Origin of the sequence: Pedobacter metabolipauper (assembly GCF_004362715.1) — a bacterium.
In the GTDB taxonomy this organism is placed as follows: domain Bacteria; phylum Bacteroidota; class Bacteroidia; order Sphingobacteriales; family Sphingobacteriaceae; genus Pedobacter; species Pedobacter metabolipauper.
The window spans coordinates 1,173,873-1,191,025 of the sequence record NZ_SNYC01000003.1 but is presented as its reverse complement, the minus strand read 5'-3'; the positions used below and the strand labels follow the sequence as shown (position 1 = coordinate 1,191,025).

21 protein-coding genes are annotated in these 17,153 nt (G+C 40.8%); 13 read left to right on the top strand and 8 right to left on the bottom strand.

What is annotated here, in order from left to right; translation table 11 throughout:
- Window positions 1-39: 39 nt before the first annotated feature.
- A complete protein-coding gene (locus tag ATK78_RS05210; protein WP_133574975.1) occupies window positions 40-810 on the top strand; it encodes a queuosine precursor transporter in 771 nt (256 codons plus the stop codon).
- Here ATK78_RS05210 and ATK78_RS05205 read toward each other — a convergent pair whose 3' ends face one another.
- Window positions 811-1,173, bottom strand: coding sequence for a response regulator transcription factor (locus ATK78_RS05205; protein ID WP_133574974.1), 363 nt, complete (start codon window positions 1,171-1,173; stop codon window positions 811-813).
- 158 nt (window positions 1,174-1,331) lie between these two features.
- Between ATK78_RS05205 and ATK78_RS05200 the strand changes: the two genes are divergently transcribed.
- The 3 genes from ATK78_RS05200 to ATK78_RS05190 are packed head-to-tail and all read left to right on the top strand — an operon-like array spanning window position 1,332 to window position 3,218.
- The gene (locus ATK78_RS05200; RefSeq protein WP_133574973.1) at window positions 1,332-1,511 is read left to right on the top strand and encodes a histone H1; all 180 of its coding nucleotides are present in this window, start codon (window positions 1,332-1,334) and stop codon (window positions 1,509-1,511) included.
- Between the two features lie 51 nt (window positions 1,512-1,562).
- Window positions 1,563-2,552, top strand: coding sequence for an L-glyceraldehyde 3-phosphate reductase (gene mgrA / locus ATK78_RS05195; protein WP_133574972.1), 990 nt, complete (start codon window positions 1,563-1,565; stop codon window positions 2,550-2,552).
- Window positions 2,553-2,564: 12 nt separating this feature from the next.
- A complete protein-coding gene (locus ATK78_RS05190; protein WP_133574971.1) occupies window positions 2,565-3,218 on the top strand; it encodes a YceH family protein in 654 nt (217 codons plus the stop codon).
- Here the strand turns inward: ATK78_RS05190 and ATK78_RS22690 are convergent.
- Window positions 3,208-3,372, bottom strand: coding sequence for a hypothetical protein (locus ATK78_RS22690; RefSeq protein WP_166664829.1), 165 nt, complete (start codon window positions 3,370-3,372; stop codon window positions 3,208-3,210). The genes ATK78_RS05190 and ATK78_RS22690 overlap by 11 nt on opposite strands.
- Window positions 3,373-3,522: 150 nt before the next feature.
- Between ATK78_RS22690 and ATK78_RS05185 the strand changes: the two genes are divergently transcribed.
- A complete protein-coding gene (locus ATK78_RS05185; RefSeq protein WP_133574970.1) occupies window positions 3,523-3,777 on the top strand; it encodes a hypothetical protein in 255 nt (84 codons plus the stop codon).
- On the opposite strand, the gene ATK78_RS05180 is transcribed toward ATK78_RS05185, so the two are convergent.
- Window positions 3,764-5,317, bottom strand: a complete 1,554-nt coding sequence (locus ATK78_RS05180) for an FAD-dependent oxidoreductase (protein ID WP_133574969.1) — start codon at window positions 5,315-5,317, stop codon at window positions 3,764-3,766. The two genes, ATK78_RS05185 and ATK78_RS05180, sit on opposite strands and share 14 nt — an antisense overlap.
- Before the next feature lie 70 nt (window positions 5,318-5,387).
- Between ATK78_RS05180 and ATK78_RS05175 the strand changes: the two genes are divergently transcribed.
- Window positions 5,388-5,735 (top strand): hypothetical protein, encoded by a 348-nt coding sequence (locus ATK78_RS05175; RefSeq protein ID WP_133574968.1) that lies wholly within the window; start codon window positions 5,388-5,390, stop codon window positions 5,733-5,735.
- Here the strand turns inward: ATK78_RS05175 and ATK78_RS05170 are convergent.
- On the bottom strand, window positions 5,674-6,102 hold the full coding sequence (locus ATK78_RS05170; RefSeq protein WP_133574967.1) for an MFS transporter: 429 nt from the start codon (window positions 6,100-6,102) through the stop codon (window positions 5,674-5,676). The two genes, ATK78_RS05175 and ATK78_RS05170, sit on opposite strands and share 62 nt — an antisense overlap.
- Before the next feature lie 135 nt (window positions 6,103-6,237).
- On the opposite strand from ATK78_RS05170, the gene ATK78_RS05165 reads away from it, so the two are divergent.
- On the top strand, window positions 6,238-6,705 hold the full coding sequence (locus tag ATK78_RS05165) for a low affinity iron permease family protein (protein ID WP_133574966.1): 468 nt from the start codon (window positions 6,238-6,240) through the stop codon (window positions 6,703-6,705).
- 210 nt (window positions 6,706-6,915) lie between these two features.
- Here the strand turns inward: ATK78_RS05165 and ATK78_RS05160 are convergent, their stop codons facing one another.
- Window positions 6,916-7,296, bottom strand: coding sequence for a YtxH domain-containing protein (locus tag ATK78_RS05160; RefSeq protein WP_133574965.1), 381 nt, complete (start codon window positions 7,294-7,296; stop codon window positions 6,916-6,918).
- A 133-nt stretch (window positions 7,297-7,429) separates the two neighbouring features.
- Here ATK78_RS05160 and ATK78_RS05155 point away from each other — a divergent pair, with 133 nt between their 5' ends.
- A complete protein-coding gene (locus ATK78_RS05155) occupies window positions 7,430-8,683 on the top strand; it encodes a flavin monoamine oxidase family protein (protein ID WP_133574964.1) in 1,254 nt (417 codons plus the stop codon).
- A 17-nt stretch (window positions 8,684-8,700) separates the two neighbouring features.
- Here the strand turns inward: ATK78_RS05155 and ATK78_RS05150 are convergent, their stop codons facing one another.
- From ATK78_RS05150 to ATK78_RS05140, 3 genes are all read right to left on the bottom strand, one after another.
- Window positions 8,701-9,273 carry an RNA polymerase sigma factor gene (locus ATK78_RS05150; RefSeq protein ID WP_133575290.1) on the bottom strand — a complete coding sequence of 191 codons (573 nt, stop codon included), beginning with the start codon at window positions 9,271-9,273 and terminating at the stop codon, window positions 8,701-8,703.
- A 119-nt stretch (window positions 9,274-9,392) separates the two neighbouring features.
- Window positions 9,393-10,481, bottom strand: coding sequence for an AI-2E family transporter (locus ATK78_RS05145; protein ID WP_133574963.1), 1,089 nt, complete (start codon window positions 10,479-10,481; stop codon window positions 9,393-9,395).
- A gap of 57 nt (window positions 10,482-10,538) precedes the next feature.
- Window positions 10,539-10,868 carry a helix-turn-helix domain-containing protein gene (locus tag ATK78_RS05140; RefSeq protein ID WP_133574962.1) on the bottom strand — a complete coding sequence of 110 codons (330 nt, stop codon included), beginning with the start codon at window positions 10,866-10,868 and terminating at the stop codon, window positions 10,539-10,541.
- A gap of 323 nt (window positions 10,869-11,191) precedes the next feature.
- Here ATK78_RS05140 and ATK78_RS05135 point away from each other — a divergent pair, with 323 nt between their 5' ends.
- The 5 genes from ATK78_RS05135 (at window position 11,192) to ATK78_RS05115 (ending at window position 17,149) form a co-directional block, all read left to right on the top strand.
- Entirely contained in the window at window positions 11,192-12,427 is a 1,236-nt protein-coding gene (locus ATK78_RS05135) for a peptidoglycan DD-metalloendopeptidase family protein (protein WP_166664828.1), read from the top strand.
- Window positions 12,428-12,527: 100 nt separating this feature from the next.
- Window positions 12,528-13,154 carry a (2Fe-2S)-binding protein gene (locus tag ATK78_RS05130; RefSeq protein ID WP_133574960.1) on the top strand — a complete coding sequence of 209 codons (627 nt, stop codon included), beginning with the start codon at window positions 12,528-12,530 and terminating at the stop codon, window positions 13,152-13,154.
- Window positions 13,151-14,134 (top strand): FAD binding domain-containing protein, encoded by a 984-nt coding sequence (locus ATK78_RS05125; protein WP_133574959.1) that lies wholly within the window; start codon window positions 13,151-13,153, stop codon window positions 14,132-14,134. Before ATK78_RS05130 ends, ATK78_RS05125 begins: the two co-directional genes overlap by 4 nt.
- A gap of 1 nt (window position 14,135) precedes the next feature.
- On the top strand, window positions 14,136-16,277 hold the full coding sequence (locus ATK78_RS05120; RefSeq protein WP_243732443.1) for a xanthine dehydrogenase family protein molybdopterin-binding subunit: 2,142 nt from the start codon (window positions 14,136-14,138) through the stop codon (window positions 16,275-16,277).
- Window positions 16,278-16,384: 107 nt separating this feature from the next.
- Window positions 16,385-17,149 carry a CHASE3 domain-containing protein gene (locus ATK78_RS05115; RefSeq protein WP_133574958.1) on the top strand — a complete coding sequence of 255 codons (765 nt, stop codon included), beginning with the start codon at window positions 16,385-16,387 and terminating at the stop codon, window positions 17,147-17,149.
- Window positions 17,150-17,153 lie beyond the last annotated feature (4 nt).

Sequence of the window (17,153 nt, the reverse complement as noted above, 5' to 3'; positions counted from 1 at the left end):
TCCTCTTATATCAAAATTATTTAATAATTTCAACCTGCTATGAGTTTTAAAACAAAAGAGAGCAGATTGTTGCTCGTTTTAGGTACTTTTTTTGTCGCCAATGCGATTCTTTCAGAATTTATCGGTGTAAAAATATTTACTGTTGAAGGTACATTAGGTATTAAGCATTTTGACATTAATTTAATGGGGGTAAAGGGACTTTCCTTTAACATGTCTGCCGGCGTACTCACCTGGCCGCTTATATTTATCATGACCGACATTATCAATGAGTATTTTGGGGTTAAACAGGTCCGGTTTTTATCTATCATTACTGCATTGCTGATTTCTTATGCATTTGTAATCGTAGGTGCAGCAATGAATCTTACACCAGCTGATTTTTGGATAAACCAAAAGATAAACGGACAATCTACAAACATGAATAATGCATTTGCCGGAATATTTGGCCAGGGCATGTGGATCATTGTAGGGTCTATTGTCGCCTTTATTATCGGACAGATTGCCGATGTGCTTATTTTTCACAAGATTAAAAAGATTACCGGCGACCGGGCATTGTGGCTTCGTGCAACCGGATCAACGCTCGTTTCACAGTTTATAGATAGCTTTGTGGTTATTTTTATCGCCTTTTATCTGAATCCCCAATACAACTGGAGCTGGCAGATGGTAGCGGCAATCGGGCTCGTTAATTATACCTACAAATTTGTGGTGGCCATTCTAATGACACCTATACTATATGTAGTTCATAGCATCATAGATGGCTATTTAGGAAAAGACCTGTCACAGCGTTTAATAAAAATGGCAGGAAGGGGATAATCAGCGCCCTATTAATTTCTGGATCCGCATCACCATTTCGTCCAGATCAAAAGGCTTACTGATAAAATCATCAGCACAGGCTTCTTCCAGAACAGCCTTTTCTGCAGCATGGGCAGACATGATCACAAGCGTGATGTGCCTGGTATTTTCATTTGTTTTTAACGCTCTGCATATGTCCATTCCATTCGCATCAGGCAGCATTACATCGAGTAGAATGAGGTCTGGGTGGGCTTTTTCCATTTCATCGTGAAATTCTTTAGCCGTTGCGAACGTTTGAACCAAATAACCGTTTTCTATCAGAATATACTCAATGATAAACCGGATATCATCATCATCCTCAACTACATATATAACTTTATCCATATTTTTTCAGGTGCTTTGTTTCAAAAAAAGTAACCAATGGAAATAAAAAATGTTTTTTAAAAGAAGTATTTAAGAACAAAAAACGCAATGGAGGATAAGTTATGCGCGTTTATTTCTAAAATAATATATATTTGGCCTACAAATTAAAAAATCAAAATATGGAAAAATTTTCAAAAGTTAAAGAACTATTAGCTTCAGTAGAAGCAGATGCAGAGAAATTTTATAATGCTGGTAACAGTGCTGCAGGAACAAGAGTACGTAAAGCAATGCAGGACTTAAAAGTTCTTGCTCAGGATATCCGTACTGAAATCACAGAAAAAAAGAATACTGATAAATAAATTTAATTCATATTCAGCAGCAGGCCTCCTGTTGCTGAATATACTCAAAATATGCCCTACCTACCAAATTCTAACCGATATAGCCAGATGCAGTATCGCCGTTGCGGCAATAGCGGTGTTAAACTTCCTGCCATTTCCCTTGGCTTATGGCATAATTTCGGCCATGTAGATCAGTTAGAAAATTCAAGTGCCATCCTCAAACTCGCTTTTGATAGTGGCATTACCCATTTTGACCTTGCCAATAATTATGGCCCCCCTCCAGGATCGGCAGAAGAGAATTTCGGAAAATTGCTGAAGCGTGATTTTTCAGGCTATCGCGATGAAATGATCATATCTTCAAAAGCAGGTTATACGATGTGGGATGGCCCTTATGGAGATTGGGGTTCTAAAAAGTACCTGGTTTCCAGTCTTGACCAGAGCCTGAAAAGAATGGAACTGGATTACGTAGATATATTCTATCACCACCGTCCCGATCCGGAAACGCCGTTGGAAGAGACCATGGCTGCATTAGATCTTATTGTTCGCCAGGGAAAGGCATTGTATGTAGGTATCTCCAATTATAAACCTGCAGAAGCAGCAGCGGCGATAAAGATCCTCAAAGCGTTGGGAACACCATGCCTGATCCATCAGCCAAAGTACTCTATGTATGAACGATGGATAGAGGATGGACTGTTAGACCTTTTATCAGCAGAAGGAATTGGGTGTATTCCATTTTCACCACTGGCACAGGGAATGCTTACCAATAAATATTTAAAAGGGATCCCGTCCGATTCCCGTGCTGCGAAAACGCATGGTGCATTGCAGGAAGACCAGCTGACAGCTGCAAGGATTGACCAGCTAAACCAGCTGAATGCAATTGCTGCAGACCGTGGACAAAAGCTTGCTCAAATGGCCTTGTCCTGGATCCTTAGGGATGAAAGGATTACCTCTGTTTTAGTAGGGGCAAGTAAACCAGAACAATTGGCAGACTCCTTACTTTGTTTAAATAATACCAGTTTTAGTCCGGAAGAGCTGATTAAAATTGAAGATATCTTACGTTAACCTTTTTATGGAATGGATCAGGCACAATCTTTACCCGTTTTAAACGCAGAAGAAATCAGGATTCTCGGTGTATTGATGGAGAAATCTAAAACAACTCCTGAGTATTATCCGATGACCATCAATTCAATTACAGCAGCTTGTAATCAGAAAACATCACGTAAACCGGTGGTGCAGTATGATGAGCAGATCGTGGTATTAACGCTGGATGCTTTAAAAAGAAAAGGACTGATCTCCACAGCAACAGGCGGATCAAGCAGAAGCATTAAGTATAAACATAATTTTGCAATCGTTTTTCCGGTAACACCCAAAGAAGTAGCCATCATTTGTTTACTCTTGCTCAGGGGAGCCCAAACCCCCGGTGAACTGAATACCAATTCAGGAAGGTTGTATGAATTTGAATCTTTAGAAGAGGTACAGGAAGTGTTGGAAGGACTTTCCGGACCAGAGATCCCTTACGTTATGCAGCTGCCTAAACGTGCCGGTCAGAAAGAAACCCGGTATATTCATTTGCTGAGCGGAACCCCGGATCTTACACTGGAAGAATCACCAGAAGAATACTTCAGTAAAACTTCAGGAAATTTAGAAGAACGCCTTACCAAAGTAGAGTCAGAACTGGCTGAAATGAAGGACGCCTTTGATAAATTAATGAAAGAACTCATGGGATAATAGTGGTATCCACAGCAACGGAGTCTGTAGATAATTTTGCTGATGTGCTGTCTGCGGTACTTTGCTCAGGAGCCCTAAGCTGAATTTTTTCTGTATTACCGCCACATGCAGTAAGCAACAGGATCAATGCGAATAACGGTGTAATGATTTTCATAATTCTTGACCAAATGGTTATTTTAGTCAAAAGTATAAATAAATTTTATATGTTTAAACTTTTAATGGTATTTGACATATCTATGGCTAATGGCAAACTTTTAATCCAGCCCTCTGTTTAATTACCAGTCACCAATTAAACACATTAGCCATGGAAAATAATAAGCAAACCCCAAAACCCGAATCTGAAGATTATAATGTTGAAAAACCTCAGGACCTGAATGTCCCAAGGTTTAATAGCAGTACAGATAAAAGAACTGATGCAGAGTTACCCGAAATAGAGAATTTAAATGATCAGCCTACTGATTTTGAAAAGGAGCGGGAAAATGGAGATTTGCCAAACACACATCTCGGAAATAAGCGCGATGAGGATGAGGATGAGCAGGAAAGGATCATTTCAAAGTAGTAAGGTCATAGGCTTTCAGGTCTTGTGTTGGCGGGCCATTTAATACTTTTCCGTCAATGCTAAACCTGCCGCCGTGACAGGGACAATCCCAGCTTTTTTCTGAGGTATTGAATTTTACGATGCATCCCGCATGCGTACACACCGGATCTAAAGCCGATATCTTTCCACTACTATCCTTGTAAACTGCGAGTTTTTGATCTTTATATTCAATAATCTGGCCTTCGCCAGCTTTTATTTCAGTAAGCGATTCTATTTCCTTCGCAGAAAAACGGTCAGCTACAAAGTGGTAAGCAACATCTGCATTTTCTTTTACAAAGTCCATGAAGCCAGCAATTGGTTTAATTCTGGACGGACTAAATAATTTTGCATATTTAGATTCGTTTCCAAGGATCAGGTCGCAGATGATCTTTGCTGATAATGTTCCAAACATCATTCCATTTCCGTTAAATCCAGTAGCTATGAAAGTATGCTCATTACCTTGCGGATGAATGCCAATGTAGGGCAAGCCATCGGCAGGAACATAGTATTGGGCAGACCATTTATAGGTAACTGCATCAACCTTAAAATGTTTCCTAGCATAAGCTTCCAGGTTGTTAAATGCCATCTCAGGATCATCATGGCCTGTCTTGTGATCTTCTCCGCCAAGGATCAGGTATCTTTGTCCTTCAATTACATGGCTTCGAAAGTAATGATAAGGTTCCTGCATGTCGTAGGAAAGTGCGTCTGGATAAGCCTCATCTTTTAGTTTAATACCGAGTACGTAACTGCGGTAAGGAGCGCACCTCAGACTTAAAATATTGATCCCCGGAGGGATATGCGTTGCATAGATCAGATTTTTACCTTTTAAAAGAGTATCCCCGGACCAAACCGTATGGACATCATCTTCATATGTTGCCTTATCAATGAACGTATTTTCAAGGACTTTGCCACCTGCACTTTTAAAGGCTTCAACAAGTGCATAGCCGTATTTTAATGGATGAAACTGACCCTGATCTTTAAACAGGATAGCCTGGTCAAAAGAAATGGGGACACCATTTTCATTTGCTTCATCAACAGCTATTCCAGCATTTTTTGAAGCTTTCAGAATGTCTGCCAGTTGTTTGCTTTCCTTCTCATTTTCTGAGAACAGGTACGCATCTTTATATTCAAGATCGCAATCGATGTTATATTTATTGACAAATGCAGAAATGAGTGAGAACGCTTCTTTTCCGCCTTCGGCTACAAGCCTGGATGCATCGGTTCCAAAATCCTGATCTATTTCCGGATAGGTAGCATCAAAGAAGGTATTTAAATGGGCAGAAGTCCCCCCGGTTGTGCCATAGCCTATTGTATTTCCTTCAATCAAAATACATTGCTTACCAGCATGCTGAAGCATTAATGCAGTAGTAATTCCTGTAAGGCCAGCACCAACGATCAAAACATCATAAATGGTTTGATCGGCAGGTTGCCCCGGGTTAGCAGCTGGTCTTTCAAGGCCTTCCTGCCATACGCTAATGGTAGAACTGTCCCTTTCAGAGGTGTTTTTTTTGTCGTTATTCATGGTCTGATACTTTCAAGGTTAAAGATATTGGCTTCAGCACTAGAACATGATGACCCCTAAAATGGTTTGCATGATCCTTAAACAAATCGAATTCGGCCCAAACTATTTTTTTATCAGATTGTTGGTTTTATATATGGATCCATTCAACATCATTATAGAAGAACAGGGTAGGAAAATTGACCTGAATATACATCCGCAGGAAGCCGGGAGTTATAAAATCGTATACCATGGTGGTTTGGTAGGCGAAATTTTCATGGGCGCAGCAGGAGAAAACTGGGAGGCAGTTTCTATAGAAGATCTGGATCCTGGTACACATCCAATGTATGAGTACCAGGATCCATTGGACGATATCAGGTTTATTTTAAAAGAACCTGTTGTTCAGAAGATAGGTGATCAGATAAGCCGGAGTTATTCCTGATCTTTTCTTCTTCTTTTTGTACAATCAGTTTCTCTTTCTTAAGATCAATGCGAATCAGGTTATAAATGCTCATATATACGTTTGCAATCCACACGATAGAGAAACCAGCGATCAGATATCCCCTCCAATCCGGGTACAATAAGGTGTATTTGGTGATGACCAATAGAAACAAGGTCACATAGTGACTAAAGCAATACTCACAGGTAAGCATATAAAAAAGCTTTCTTTTAAAAATGTTTTTACAGCTCTTTGATTTTTCTACGCAATATTCCCTGGGTTCCCTGAATACTTCTTCTTTGGTAACTGTCCAGGCAATACAGGCTACGGGTAAGGCAAGAATAAAGATCCAGTAAGGGTTCGTTTCCATAGATATATATGTGTTGTACGTTAAAAACAAAAAATAACAGGCATTGTTCTGTAGAAAAAAGGAATGAACAGATGGAATATAAGAACATGCTGTTATAATCCTATATTAGAGATTCATAAGTTTAATACCTGTAAAATGAAAAAGAATGAGCACAATGTTTTTGAAAGGGTTTCTACTAAGATTACCAATTGGACTGGTAGCCCGGTAGCTTTTGGCGTAGCGGTACTGATCGTGGTGATCTGGATCATTACCGGACCTGTATTTAATTATTCTGATACCTGGCAGCTGGTGATCAATACCGGCACAACGATCATTACATTTTTAATGGTATTCTTAATTCAGAAATCACAGAACAAAGACTCTAAAGCAATACAGCTGAAATTGAATGAACTGATAGCAGCCAGCAGGCATGCCAGTAACCGCATGGTAGATATTGAAGACCTGACGGAATCTGAGCTGGATGTACTTCATAAGTACTATCAGAAATTATCTGATATATCTGAGGCAGATGATGATATTCATAAGTCACACTCTATAGATGCTGCTCAGGATCTGCATATGGCTAAAAGGAATAAAAAGGCAGCAGATCCCGGAGACGAATGATCTGCCTCCTTACTAAATAATACAAGTATTAAAACCAGCAGTTTCAAACGTGGAACTGCTGGTTTTATTTAAACGGATGTTCTATTTTTAAACAGATGTTCTATTTTTGAATTTAAATAGCAAGGTCAATATTCCCCACAGCATCCATTGATTATTTTCCTGAAACTGAGTTTTAGATTAATCTATAGAAGTCAACCGGTTTTATTAAGCTTAACCGTTTTCTTTCCAGGCAGAAGTTCCAGCAGATGACACATTGATTATTGTGGGATCAATGGCTTGATCTTCCGGTCCTTTCAAATGATCTGCGACGTCCCTGGCTTTCTCCCAGGCACTTTCCACTGCCTGTTCCTTAATTTCTGTTATCTTTTCTGAATTCAAGATCTTGTCTTTAGCCTCTTTGAATTTTTTCATGACCAGATCTGTAAACTCAGCAGTAGCGTCAGTAATCGTATCGCGGGTATCTTTTCCTTTTTTAGGTGCAAACAATATTCCCAATGCAGCACCAATAGCCAAACCAGCTACTAAAGCAACTGCAGGCAGTGTGTGATCCTTGCTTCCTTGAAGAGTGGATAATAACTTTTTATATTTCATAATCATAGGTTTCTAAAGTTAACACCTGTAATTCAAAAGTGTTTCATAAATTGACCTGGCCGGAGGTATTCAATAAGGTCTGTAAAACAATTTGAATACTGAGGTACTTTATAAAAAGTAATCATTAAACCCAATGAATCGAGAAACGGTAATTGTAATCGGAGGCGGTATTTCCGGACTGGTCGCAGCAAGAGAATTGTCCGGTAAATATGACGTGATCCTGCTGGAAGCCCTCCGCAAATTTGGGGGCAGGATCTGTTCTATAAATAAGCAGAGCTTTAATTCAACAATTGAAGGCGGTGCAGAATTTATTCATGGAGATGCCGCACAAACCATCGCACTGCTCAAAGAAGCGGGAATAGGGTATGTGCCGGTTTCCGGAGAAATGTACCGCAAAAAAAACAGGAGCCTTCAGCAGCAGCCAGAGATGATTGATGGCTGGGAGGTGTTAATCCGAAAAATGGGAGAAATAGAAACCGACATAACCCTGAATAATTTTTTGCATGATTATTTTCCCGGAACCGGGTATACTGAGCTTCGTGCAGAGGCAAGGGCATATGCAGAAGGATTCGATATCGCAGATCCCGATCGGGTAAGTGTAAAATCACTTCATCTGGAATGGGTAAATGAAACTGATGACTACCGGGTAGAAGGCGGATATGGAAAACTCATTAGGTATCTCGTTTCAGCATGCAGAAAGAAAGGTTGTAAATTGATTAACCATTCAATTGTAAAAGAAATCAGTTGGAAAGAAGGAAGTGTAACCGTCAGTACGGTAGATCATTTAACACATCATGCCCAAAAATGTGTAATTACTGTTCCGGTAAGTATCCTTCAGAAGAAGGGCGGACTCGACCTAAGCTTTAAGCCGGCACTAACCGACTACTTTGAAGCATCGCAGCATATAGGCTATGGGGGAGTGATCAAAGTACTTTTGTCATTTAAAGAACGGTTTTGGAAAAAAGACGCCGGTTTTTTTCTGAGTCAGGAAGTTTTTCCCACCTGGTGGACCCAACTTCCGGAAAAGTCCTTTATTCTAACCGGATGGGTAGGAGGTAACAAGGCAATCGAACTGAGTAAGTATGGAGAAGGAGTACTTCTGGAGCAGGCACTTTCATCTGTTGCATCTATTTTTAACCTTCCGGTAACCCGCATAAAAGAAATGTTGCTGTCCTGGCAGGTATTTAACTGGCAGAGGCAAAAATCAATACTCGGAGCATACACCTATAAAACACCACAGACCCTGGAAGCCTTAAAGATTCTGAATGAGCCGGTTCAGGATACCCTATATTTTGCGGGTGAGGGAATGTATACGGGTGCACATCCCGGCACGGTAGAAGCAGCCATTGTAAGTGCACAGCAAATGGTAACTAAGATCATTGGCTGATCTAAGTGAAGCTTAGGTTAAAAGAATTTACGAAGATTTTGAATGGCCATCCGAATCCGTGTTTTAACGGTTCCAATAGGTATTTGTAGCCGTTCAGCTACTTCAGTATGGGTATAGCCCTCAAAATAGATCAGATCCAGTACTTGTTTCTGAGAATCATTGAGTGTATAGGTGAGCTTTTTTATACCAATGGTATCCGGGTTATAAGTTGTGTTATAAGAACTGTCAACTTCATTAGATACCATGTCAAGGTCATTATTTTTGTTGCTGTTTAAATTGCCACGGCTTCTTAAGTGGTCAATTGCTGAATTTCTCGCTAAACGTGCCATCCACGTAAACAACCTCCCTTTAGCCGGCTCATATTGGCCAATTGACCTTCCGATTTTAATAAACGTTTCCTGAAGCACATCCTCTGCAATTTCCTCTGTTTTTACAATTCTGCAAATAATCCCCAAAAGGGTAGCAGCATACATTTTATAAAGTTTCGAGTACGCGAGTTCTTCTCCATTTTTTAAACCATTGATAAGATCAGACTCATCAGGCCTTGGAATATTTACTTCTGTATTGGAATCGGGATTATTATTAAACATTGGAAGTATTAAAGCTACCATAATCAACAATTAGGATTATCTGTTATTTTACAAAATTCAAGCCCTTATATGTTGATATTCCTGATAGCTCTATGTTTTATTTTAATGTATCATAAATGCTACCGTTTAAATAAATTCCTGATTTTATCAAGGACACCTGTTCTTTTACTTTTCTGATTTTCTATACCTATTAAAAAGCCATAAGGCTGTAAATCAGGAACGTGGTCACAGATTATTTTAATTATTCCCAGTAATGGGATGGCCAGGATCATGCCGGGAACCCCCCAAAGCATCTCACCTAAAACCAGTACCATAATTGTAAAAAGGGGATTGATATTTACTTGTTCTCCCACGATCAGGGGTTCCAGAATATAGGTCTGTATGAATTGAACGACAAGGTATGTAGCAATTACTAAAATAACCATTTTACCGCTGCCTCCCTGGGCCAGTACGGCCAGCACAGTAATTGATGTGCCGGTCAGATTTCCAATAAAAGGGATGATCTCCAGAAGTCCGCAAAGCACAGCAAAAAAGATCGCATTTTCTACACCAACCAGGCTAAAACCGATGCCGTACATTACCCAAAGCACAGCAATCATAGCACCCAAGCCACTTAGGTAATGCTGGGCTACTTTACCAGCCTCATCAACCACATTCACAGTCGTGTTCTTCTCGTCCCTTGGAACAAGTTTCAGAATGAACTTTTTTAAGTGTGACCGGTAAACTAAAAATAAATACATGTAAACCAGCACAAGTACCGTGTTAACCAGCATGCTGAAAATACTGGCGGCAAAGCTTGCTGCCATGCTTCCTGCACTTGCAGAACCACTTTCACTTTGTTCTTTAACCATTTTCTCCTGCGCTTTAAGAGATATGCCTGCACTTTCATTGATCCAGACACGGGCACGGTTAAAAAAACTGATCAGTCTTTGTTTCATCTCATCGATGTTTTCTGCCAGGCTGCTCAATTGCCAGCTCAACAGAAATACAATCAATGAAATTGCAGCTATAAAAATTAATACGCAGTATAAAGCGGCCATACCCCTGCTGCTGCCCTTTTTTTCAAACCAGCCGCAAAGCTTTATAAACAGCATGGAGAATATAGCCGCCATTGCAACCGGGATTAAAAAATCCCGGGCAAAAAATAGGCTGCTAAAAGCCAGAACTAAAAATAGAAGGGAATATACACTGTGTTGAAGTTTTTGCATAATGGTTTTTAGCTACAATAGCAATTTCCAAACCAATAATTAAAAACGCACAGGAGCTTATTTTCTTCGGGCTTCTTCGTAAAGCTCAATCAATTTCTTTTCAAGCTTATTAATCTCTTGTTCCCTCTGCATCAATTTTTCTTTAAGCAAATTAACTTCTTCCTGACGTTCGGACTGCGGGTTTTCACCTTCTTCAAACAAAAGATTAACTATGGAGATTTCAAAAAGGTTTGCAATTTGATCAAGTCTTGAGTAATTGATATCTGTTATTCCAGTTTCAATCTTACAAAGCGCAGGCGTAGAAATACTGAGTCTTTTTGCAACATGTGCCTGGTTCCATCCATTTTTTTGACGGATCTGTCTGATATTTTTACCAATTGTGTTCATGACGTTCGTTTAATTAGGTGTGTGATAAACTTGCTTTTAATTTCGGTTAAATGCAATAAAATTATACATACGGAAATAAAAAAGGCTTGGATTTCGTGTTATAACATTTATAGTAATATTAAACAAATCAGCTTTTATTTCTTGCAGTATCTTTAAGTTGTTACAAAACGAAATGGGGAATTACGCTGTTTAAATGTAGATATAATTTATACTTAATGAGCATACTTGATAAAATTAAAATAATCAAATTTTTTACTGTTGTATTTACTGCCAGTTTGTTTTCTTGCAATTCTGGAGCAGTTAATTTATTTAAGCCTGCATCTTTGCATGAACAGTATAAAAGAAAACTGATTAGTGCCGGTCTGGACCGGACAGCAATGGGTACTGCATGGATCAAGGCGGCAGATCAAAGTTTAGAAAAAGCACTGTCTATAAAAATCCCTTTTCGCGAGACCGGATATTTTTCTGCAGAAAGAGTTCCCGCAGCTGCTTACCGCTTTACCGCAGTAAAGGGAAAGAAGATCCAGGTGAGCATCGTTAAAAAACCAGCGGAACAATTTATGATCTACCTGGATATTATGGAGATTAAAGACAATGGAAAGTCAAAATTGATTGCTTCGTCTGACACACTAAACAGCCCAATTTCATTTGATGCCGATGAAAATGCAACATATCTGATCCGGATGCAGCCAGAATTGCTGCGCAGCGGCCAATATACATTAGAGATTACTTCTGGTCCATCATTGGGATATCCGCTCAGCACAACCGGTAAAAACCAGATCCAGAGTTTCTTTGGTGATGGCCGCGATGCAAATTCAAGAAAACATGAAGGTGTAGATATTTTCTCGGCATTCAGGACCCCGGTGGTTGCTGCAGCTGCTGGTACCGTTACGCGGGTTAATGAAAATAACCTGGGTGGCAAAGTGGTATGGCTGAGACCTCTGAACAAGGATTATACGCTGTATTATGCGCATTTAGATCGGCAGATTGCTGTAGAAGGACAGCAGGTATTGCCAGGAGATACACTGGGTTTAATGGGAAATACCGGTAATGCGCGTACCACAGCACCGCACCTCCATTTTGGAATCTATACTTCATCCGGCACAATAGATCCGTTTCCATATATCAATCCGGTAGTTAACCCAGCACCAAATATTTCAGCCTCCCTCAATAACCTCAATGCCACGGTCCGCACAACCAACAATACAGCGCTGCATCTGCTGCCAGATGCAGGATCTGCAGTCATTGCTGCGCTTAAATCCGAAAATATACTTCATATTGGAGCAGCCAATGGTGCATGGTACCGTGCCGAACTCCCCAATGGGGTAATTGGTTTTATCAGGGATAACCGGGTTTCGTCCGTTACAAAACCTTTGCGCAGTATTAAAATAAAAGCTCCGTCACAGCCGGTATATGATCACCCGGATAGCCTTGCCGCTGTTAAATTAACGGTTAAGGCAGGCGATGAGGTCAGCTTACTTGGACAGTTTGAAGATTATCAGCTAATTATAGCAAACAATAACGAATCAGGTTGGATCAAATCTTTGGTTAAACCCTAAGCGATTAAATGGATTGCTTCTAAATATCAAATAATTGATTTTTTAAGAGATGAAATAACGAACTTAATAAATCATGAAATGGATTAAAACAGATTAAACTATGGCGGATAAAAAAACCAATAACTGTCCTGAAAAAGATAGCAGGAGGGATTTTCTAAAGCAATCCACCTTATATACTGCGCTGGCACTTACCCCGGTCACCGTACTTAAGGCCGCAGATAAAAAGGTAGATGAGCGCTTTGCCGCTTTGTTTGAAAAGATACCGCTAACCTTAAATGTAAATGGCAGCAAACATGCATTGTCCATTGAACCCAGGGTTACCCTGCTTGATCTGTTGAGGGAAGAACTGCAGTTAACAGGAACAAAAAAAGGATGTGATCATGGGCAATGCGGTGCCTGTACCGTTCATGTAGACGGAGTACGTGTAAATTCCTGTCTAAGTCTAGCAGTCATGAACGAAGGTAAAAGCATTACTACAATAGAAGGACTCGCCACAGGCGATACGCTGCACCCCATGCAGGCGGCATTCATTAAACACGATGGTTTTCAATGCGGCTATTGTACACCAGGCCAGATCATGTCTGCTGTAGCATGTGTCCGGGAAGGTCATGCCAAATCAAAAGCAGATATCAGGGAGTATATGAGCGGTAATATATGCCGTTGTGGTGCCTATCCAAATATAGTAGATGCAATTGAAGAAGTTCAAAAATCAGGAGGTACGGTATGATCAATTTTCAATACATCAGAACCACAACATCGAAAGCGGCCGTAGATTCGCTGGGTAAAGATAAAACGGCTAAATTTATTGCAGGCGGAACCAACCTTGTAGATCTTATGAAACGCGGGGTAACCGCTCCGGAAAAGCTAATCGATATCAATAATGTTCCTTTAAAACAAATAGAACTTAAAGGGAATATATTACATATAGGTGCCCTGGCTACCAATGCCGCAGTCGCAGAACACGCGGTTGTAAAACAAAGATTTCCTTTATTGTCACAAGCATTAAATGCGGGTGCATCCGCCCAGTTAAGAAATATGGCTACTGTAGGGGGTAATATGATGCAGCGCACCCGGTGTGGTTATTTTTATGACATTACCATGCCATGCAATAAACGGGAACCCGGAACAGGGTGTGGTGCTAAAGAAGGATATAACCGGATGCATGCTATTTTTGGAACTTCAGAAGCCTGTATTGCCGTTCATCCGAGCGACATGTGCATCGCCCTCGCAGCATTGGATGCCCAAGTGGTGATCATGAACCCAAAGGGAGAAAGAAAAATCAGCTTTGTAGATTTTCACCGTTTGCCCGGCGCTACTCCGGAAAAGGATAATAATCTTCAGGCAAATGAAATGATCATACGCGTAGAAATACCATTAAATACACTTGCAGAGAACTCCTATTATTTAAAGGTCCGCGACCGTGCATCGTATGCGTTTGCATTGGTCTCCGTTGCAGCAGGCTTAGAATTGAAGTCTAATCGGATCATTAAGGTGCGCCTGGCTATGGGCGGGGTAGCACACAAGCCCTGGCGTTTAACAGAAGCAGAAGCTTTTTTAACCGGAAAAGACGCCACAGAAGTCAATTTTAAACTGGCATCTGAGATTGCTTTAAAAGGTTCGAAATCTTTTGGCCAAAATAATTTTAAATTAAAGTTGGCACCCAATTCAATTATTGAAGCGTTAAACCAGGCCAAATCAAAAGCGTAACATGATGAAGAACTCACTATTAAAAGACGATACCGATCGCGTTGATGGGATAGATAAGGTTACCGGTAAAGCAAAATACTTTGCAGAATACCAGCTGCCCGGTATAACGTATGGTGTGTTGGTGCCCTCAACAATAACCAAAGGCACCATAACCGGAATTGACAGCAAAGCTGCTGAACGGGCACCGGGGGTACTGGCGGTAGTCTCCCATTTAAACCGGCCTGAAGTAAAAGGCTATGAAGCATCAAATACCAAACCTGTTCCAAACGGAACGCTAAAAATATTTTATACCGACAAGATCGCATTTAACGGACAGCCTGTAGCTATGGTCGTGGCCGATACCTATGAGCGTGCGGTATATGCAGCTGCGCTTGTAAAGGTTAGTTACAATAAGGAAATACATGCTACTGATTTTGATGAAAATATCAGTAAAGCCAAACCACCAAGAAACCCATCTTCTGCATTCTATGTAAGAGGAGAGGCAGAGGCCTATAAAAATTCGGCAGTCACCATTGAACAAGAATATATATTACCTACAGAAACCCATAATCCAATGGAGCTTCATGGGATGCTTGCGCACTGGGATACCGAAAACAGGGTTACTGTATATGCAAAAACACAGGGTGTAAAGGCAACTCAAAATACGATCTCATCAACCTTCATGATCCCTATGGAAAATGTACAGGTCAACTCAGAGTTTGTAGGCGGTGGATTCGGAATGGCACTTCGTACCTGGCCGGTTGAAATAGCAGTGGTCATGGCCGCAAAGAAAGTTAAACGTCCTGTAAAACTGGTCATTACCAGGGATCAGATGTTTACACTGGTGGGCCACAGGCCGCATGCCTGGCAAAAGATAGGATTGGGTGCAGATCAGGATGGAGTGCTGAAAGGTATAACGCATCATGCTATAGGCCAGACCTCTTCCTATGAAGATTTTACAGAGAACATCGTCAATATGACTAAATTCATGTATAAGTCGCCCAATGTAAACACTTCCTATAAAATACTTCCGCTGGATGTGGGAACCCCAATCTGGATGCGCGGACCCGGAGAAGCTACCGGAGCATTTGCATTGGAAAGTGCAATGGATGAAATGGCACATGCACTGAAGATGGATCCAATCGCATTCCGGCTAAAGAATTATGCAGAAACCGATCCGGAAAAGAACAGGCCCTTCTCCAGTAAATACGTTGATGAAGCCTATAAGCTGGGCGCAGACAAACTGGGATGGAGTAAAAGAAAGAATGAGCCGCGGCAAAATAAAGAAGGTCAATGGCTGGTAGGCTATGGGATGAGTACTGGGGTATTTAGTGCCGGAAGAGGAAAGGCAACCGTACGTGGGGTATGGTATGCCGATGGAAGGCTGCTGCTGCAAAGTGCCTCAAGTGACATCGGTCCGGGTACGGGAACAGGAATGGTTCAGGTAGCACATGGTGTACTGGGCGTTCCGGTAAATAAGATCACCTTTGAACTGGGCGATTCTTCCTTACCGCCTGCACCAAGCCAGGGTGGTTCGGCAACCATGTCAACCGTAGGCTCCGCGGTACACGATGCCTGCACAGCGTTAAAGAATAACCTCGCAGAACTTGCAGCCAACAGCGGAATGAGCGTGACGGATCCCATTGCCGAGATCCTTAAAAAGAATAACCTTCCATCTATAGAAGTCACAAAAGAATCCAGTCCGGGTAACGATCAAAGTAAGTATTCTATGTATTCCTTCTCCATTCATTTTGTAGAAGTTAAAGTACATGAGCTTACCGGCGTAGTTAAAGTATCTAAAATTGTATCTGTAGGTGATTCCGGTAAGATCGTAAGTCCGAAAACAGCAAGAAGCCAGATGGTTGGCGGTGCGGTAGGCGGCATTGGAATGGCACTAACAGAAGAATCAGTGATTGATCACCGCTATGGAAAATTTATCAATAACAACTTTGCCGATTACCACGTGCCGGTAAATGCCGATGTTCCGGATATCGATGTTATATTTATCAATAAACCAGACCCTTATACCAACCCGATGGGAGCAAAGGGGATGGGCGAGATCGCATTGATCGGCTTCTCAGCAGCCGTAGCCAATGCCGTATTTAATGCGACCGGCAAGCGGATCAGAACATTGCCAATTACACCAGATAAGATCCTTTCTTAACGGGTTTTCAAATCGCTGGTGTTTTAATGTAAACACCAGCGATATTGTCTTTGCTTTCCTAACTTTTACCTATATCTTTAAAGCCATAAAAACTATCGTAATTTTTTATGGAACGTATCCAAAAACGCTCAAAACGAAACTTGTTAATTGGGTTTGGCTTTTCTTTACTGATCTTGATCCTAAGTTCAGTTTTATCCTACATTAGTATTACACAACTGATTGATAGCCAGCAATGGGTGGATCATACTGCAGAAGTTAAACTTGGTCTCGATAAACTGGTTTCACGAATGAAAGATGCCGAAACCGGGCAGCGTGGATATCTTTTGTCAAATGAAGAAACTTTTCTAGAACCCTATACCGGAGCTAAAGATGACGTAATGGACTTCTTTAATTCGGTTCAAATGCTGACGATCGACAACAGTTCACAGCAAAAAGACCTTCCGGTACTCGAAAATCTCATCAAAGAAAAGTTCGAAATTATTGATGGTACCGTGGCCGATAAGAAAAGAGGCATTCCGCCTTCTACATCTACCTTATTAAGAGGTAAACAAATTATGGACTCTGTACGTTTGGTAATCAATGCCATGACAAGCCGGGAAGATAAACTGATGATCATACGAAATGCAGAAATGAATAAATTCGCTGTATTTACCCCAATTGCAATTGGTATTGCAGCATTAATCTCCATGATCATTACCATTGTATTTTATTACCGGGTAAGAAAAGATGCGCAGATCACGGTAGACCTGCAAAACGAGCTGATCCGTAAAGAAGAGAAAAAAGAAAAACAGATTGAAATCATCGGCAATATTGCTAAAAAGATTGCCGATGGAGATTACAGTACCAGAATCGATAAATCCGAATTGGAATAGAATT

Coding starts and splice junctions, on each gene's coding strand:
- ATK78_RS05210 (WP_133574975.1), top strand. CDS start 40: ATGAGTTTTAAAACAAAAGAGAGCAGATTGTTGCTCGTTTTAGGTACT.
- ATK78_RS05205 (WP_133574974.1), bottom strand. CDS start 1,173: ATGGATAAAGTTATATATGTAGTTGAGGATGATGATGATATCCGGTTT.
- ATK78_RS05200 (WP_133574973.1), top strand. CDS start 1,332: ATGGAAAAATTTTCAAAAGTTAAAGAACTATTAGCTTCAGTAGAAGCA.
- mgrA (WP_133574972.1), top strand. CDS start 1,563: ATGCCCTACCTACCAAATTCTAACCGATATAGCCAGATGCAGTATCGC.
- ATK78_RS05190 (WP_133574971.1), top strand. CDS start 2,565: ATGGATCAGGCACAATCTTTACCCGTTTTAAACGCAGAAGAAATCAGG.
- ATK78_RS22690 (WP_166664829.1), bottom strand. CDS start 3,372: ATGAAAATCATTACACCGTTATTCGCATTGATCCTGTTGCTTACTGCA.
- ATK78_RS05185 (WP_133574970.1), top strand. CDS start 3,523: ATGGAAAATAATAAGCAAACCCCAAAACCCGAATCTGAAGATTATAAT.
- ATK78_RS05180 (WP_133574969.1), bottom strand. CDS start 5,317: ATGAATAACGACAAAAAAAACACCTCTGAAAGGGACAGTTCTACCATT.
- ATK78_RS05175 (WP_133574968.1), top strand. CDS start 5,388: ATGATCCTTAAACAAATCGAATTCGGCCCAAACTATTTTTTTATCAGA.
- ATK78_RS05170 (WP_133574967.1), bottom strand. CDS start 6,102: ATGGAAACGAACCCTTACTGGATCTTTATTCTTGCCTTACCCGTAGCC.
- ATK78_RS05165 (WP_133574966.1), top strand. CDS start 6,238: ATGAAAAAGAATGAGCACAATGTTTTTGAAAGGGTTTCTACTAAGATT.
- ATK78_RS05160 (WP_133574965.1), bottom strand. CDS start 7,296: ATGAAATATAAAAAGTTATTATCCACTCTTCAAGGAAGCAAGGATCAC.
- ATK78_RS05155 (WP_133574964.1), top strand. CDS start 7,430: ATGAATCGAGAAACGGTAATTGTAATCGGAGGCGGTATTTCCGGACTG.
- ATK78_RS05150 (WP_133575290.1), bottom strand. CDS start 9,273: ATGTTTAATAATAATCCCGATTCCAATACAGAAGTAAATATTCCAAGG.
- ATK78_RS05145 (WP_133574963.1), bottom strand. CDS start 10,481: ATGCAAAAACTTCAACACAGTGTATATTCCCTTCTATTTTTAGTTCTG.
- ATK78_RS05140 (WP_133574962.1), bottom strand. CDS start 10,868: ATGAACACAATTGGTAAAAATATCAGACAGATCCGTCAAAAAAATGGA.
- ATK78_RS05130 (WP_133574960.1), top strand. CDS start 12,528: ATGGCGGATAAAAAAACCAATAACTGTCCTGAAAAAGATAGCAGGAGG.
- ATK78_RS05125 (WP_133574959.1), top strand. CDS start 13,151: ATGATCAATTTTCAATACATCAGAACCACAACATCGAAAGCGGCCGTA.
- ATK78_RS05120 (WP_243732443.1), top strand. CDS start 14,136: ATGATGAAGAACTCACTATTAAAAGACGATACCGATCGCGTTGATGGG.
- ATK78_RS05115 (WP_133574958.1), top strand. CDS start 16,385: ATGGAACGTATCCAAAAACGCTCAAAACGAAACTTGTTAATTGGGTTT.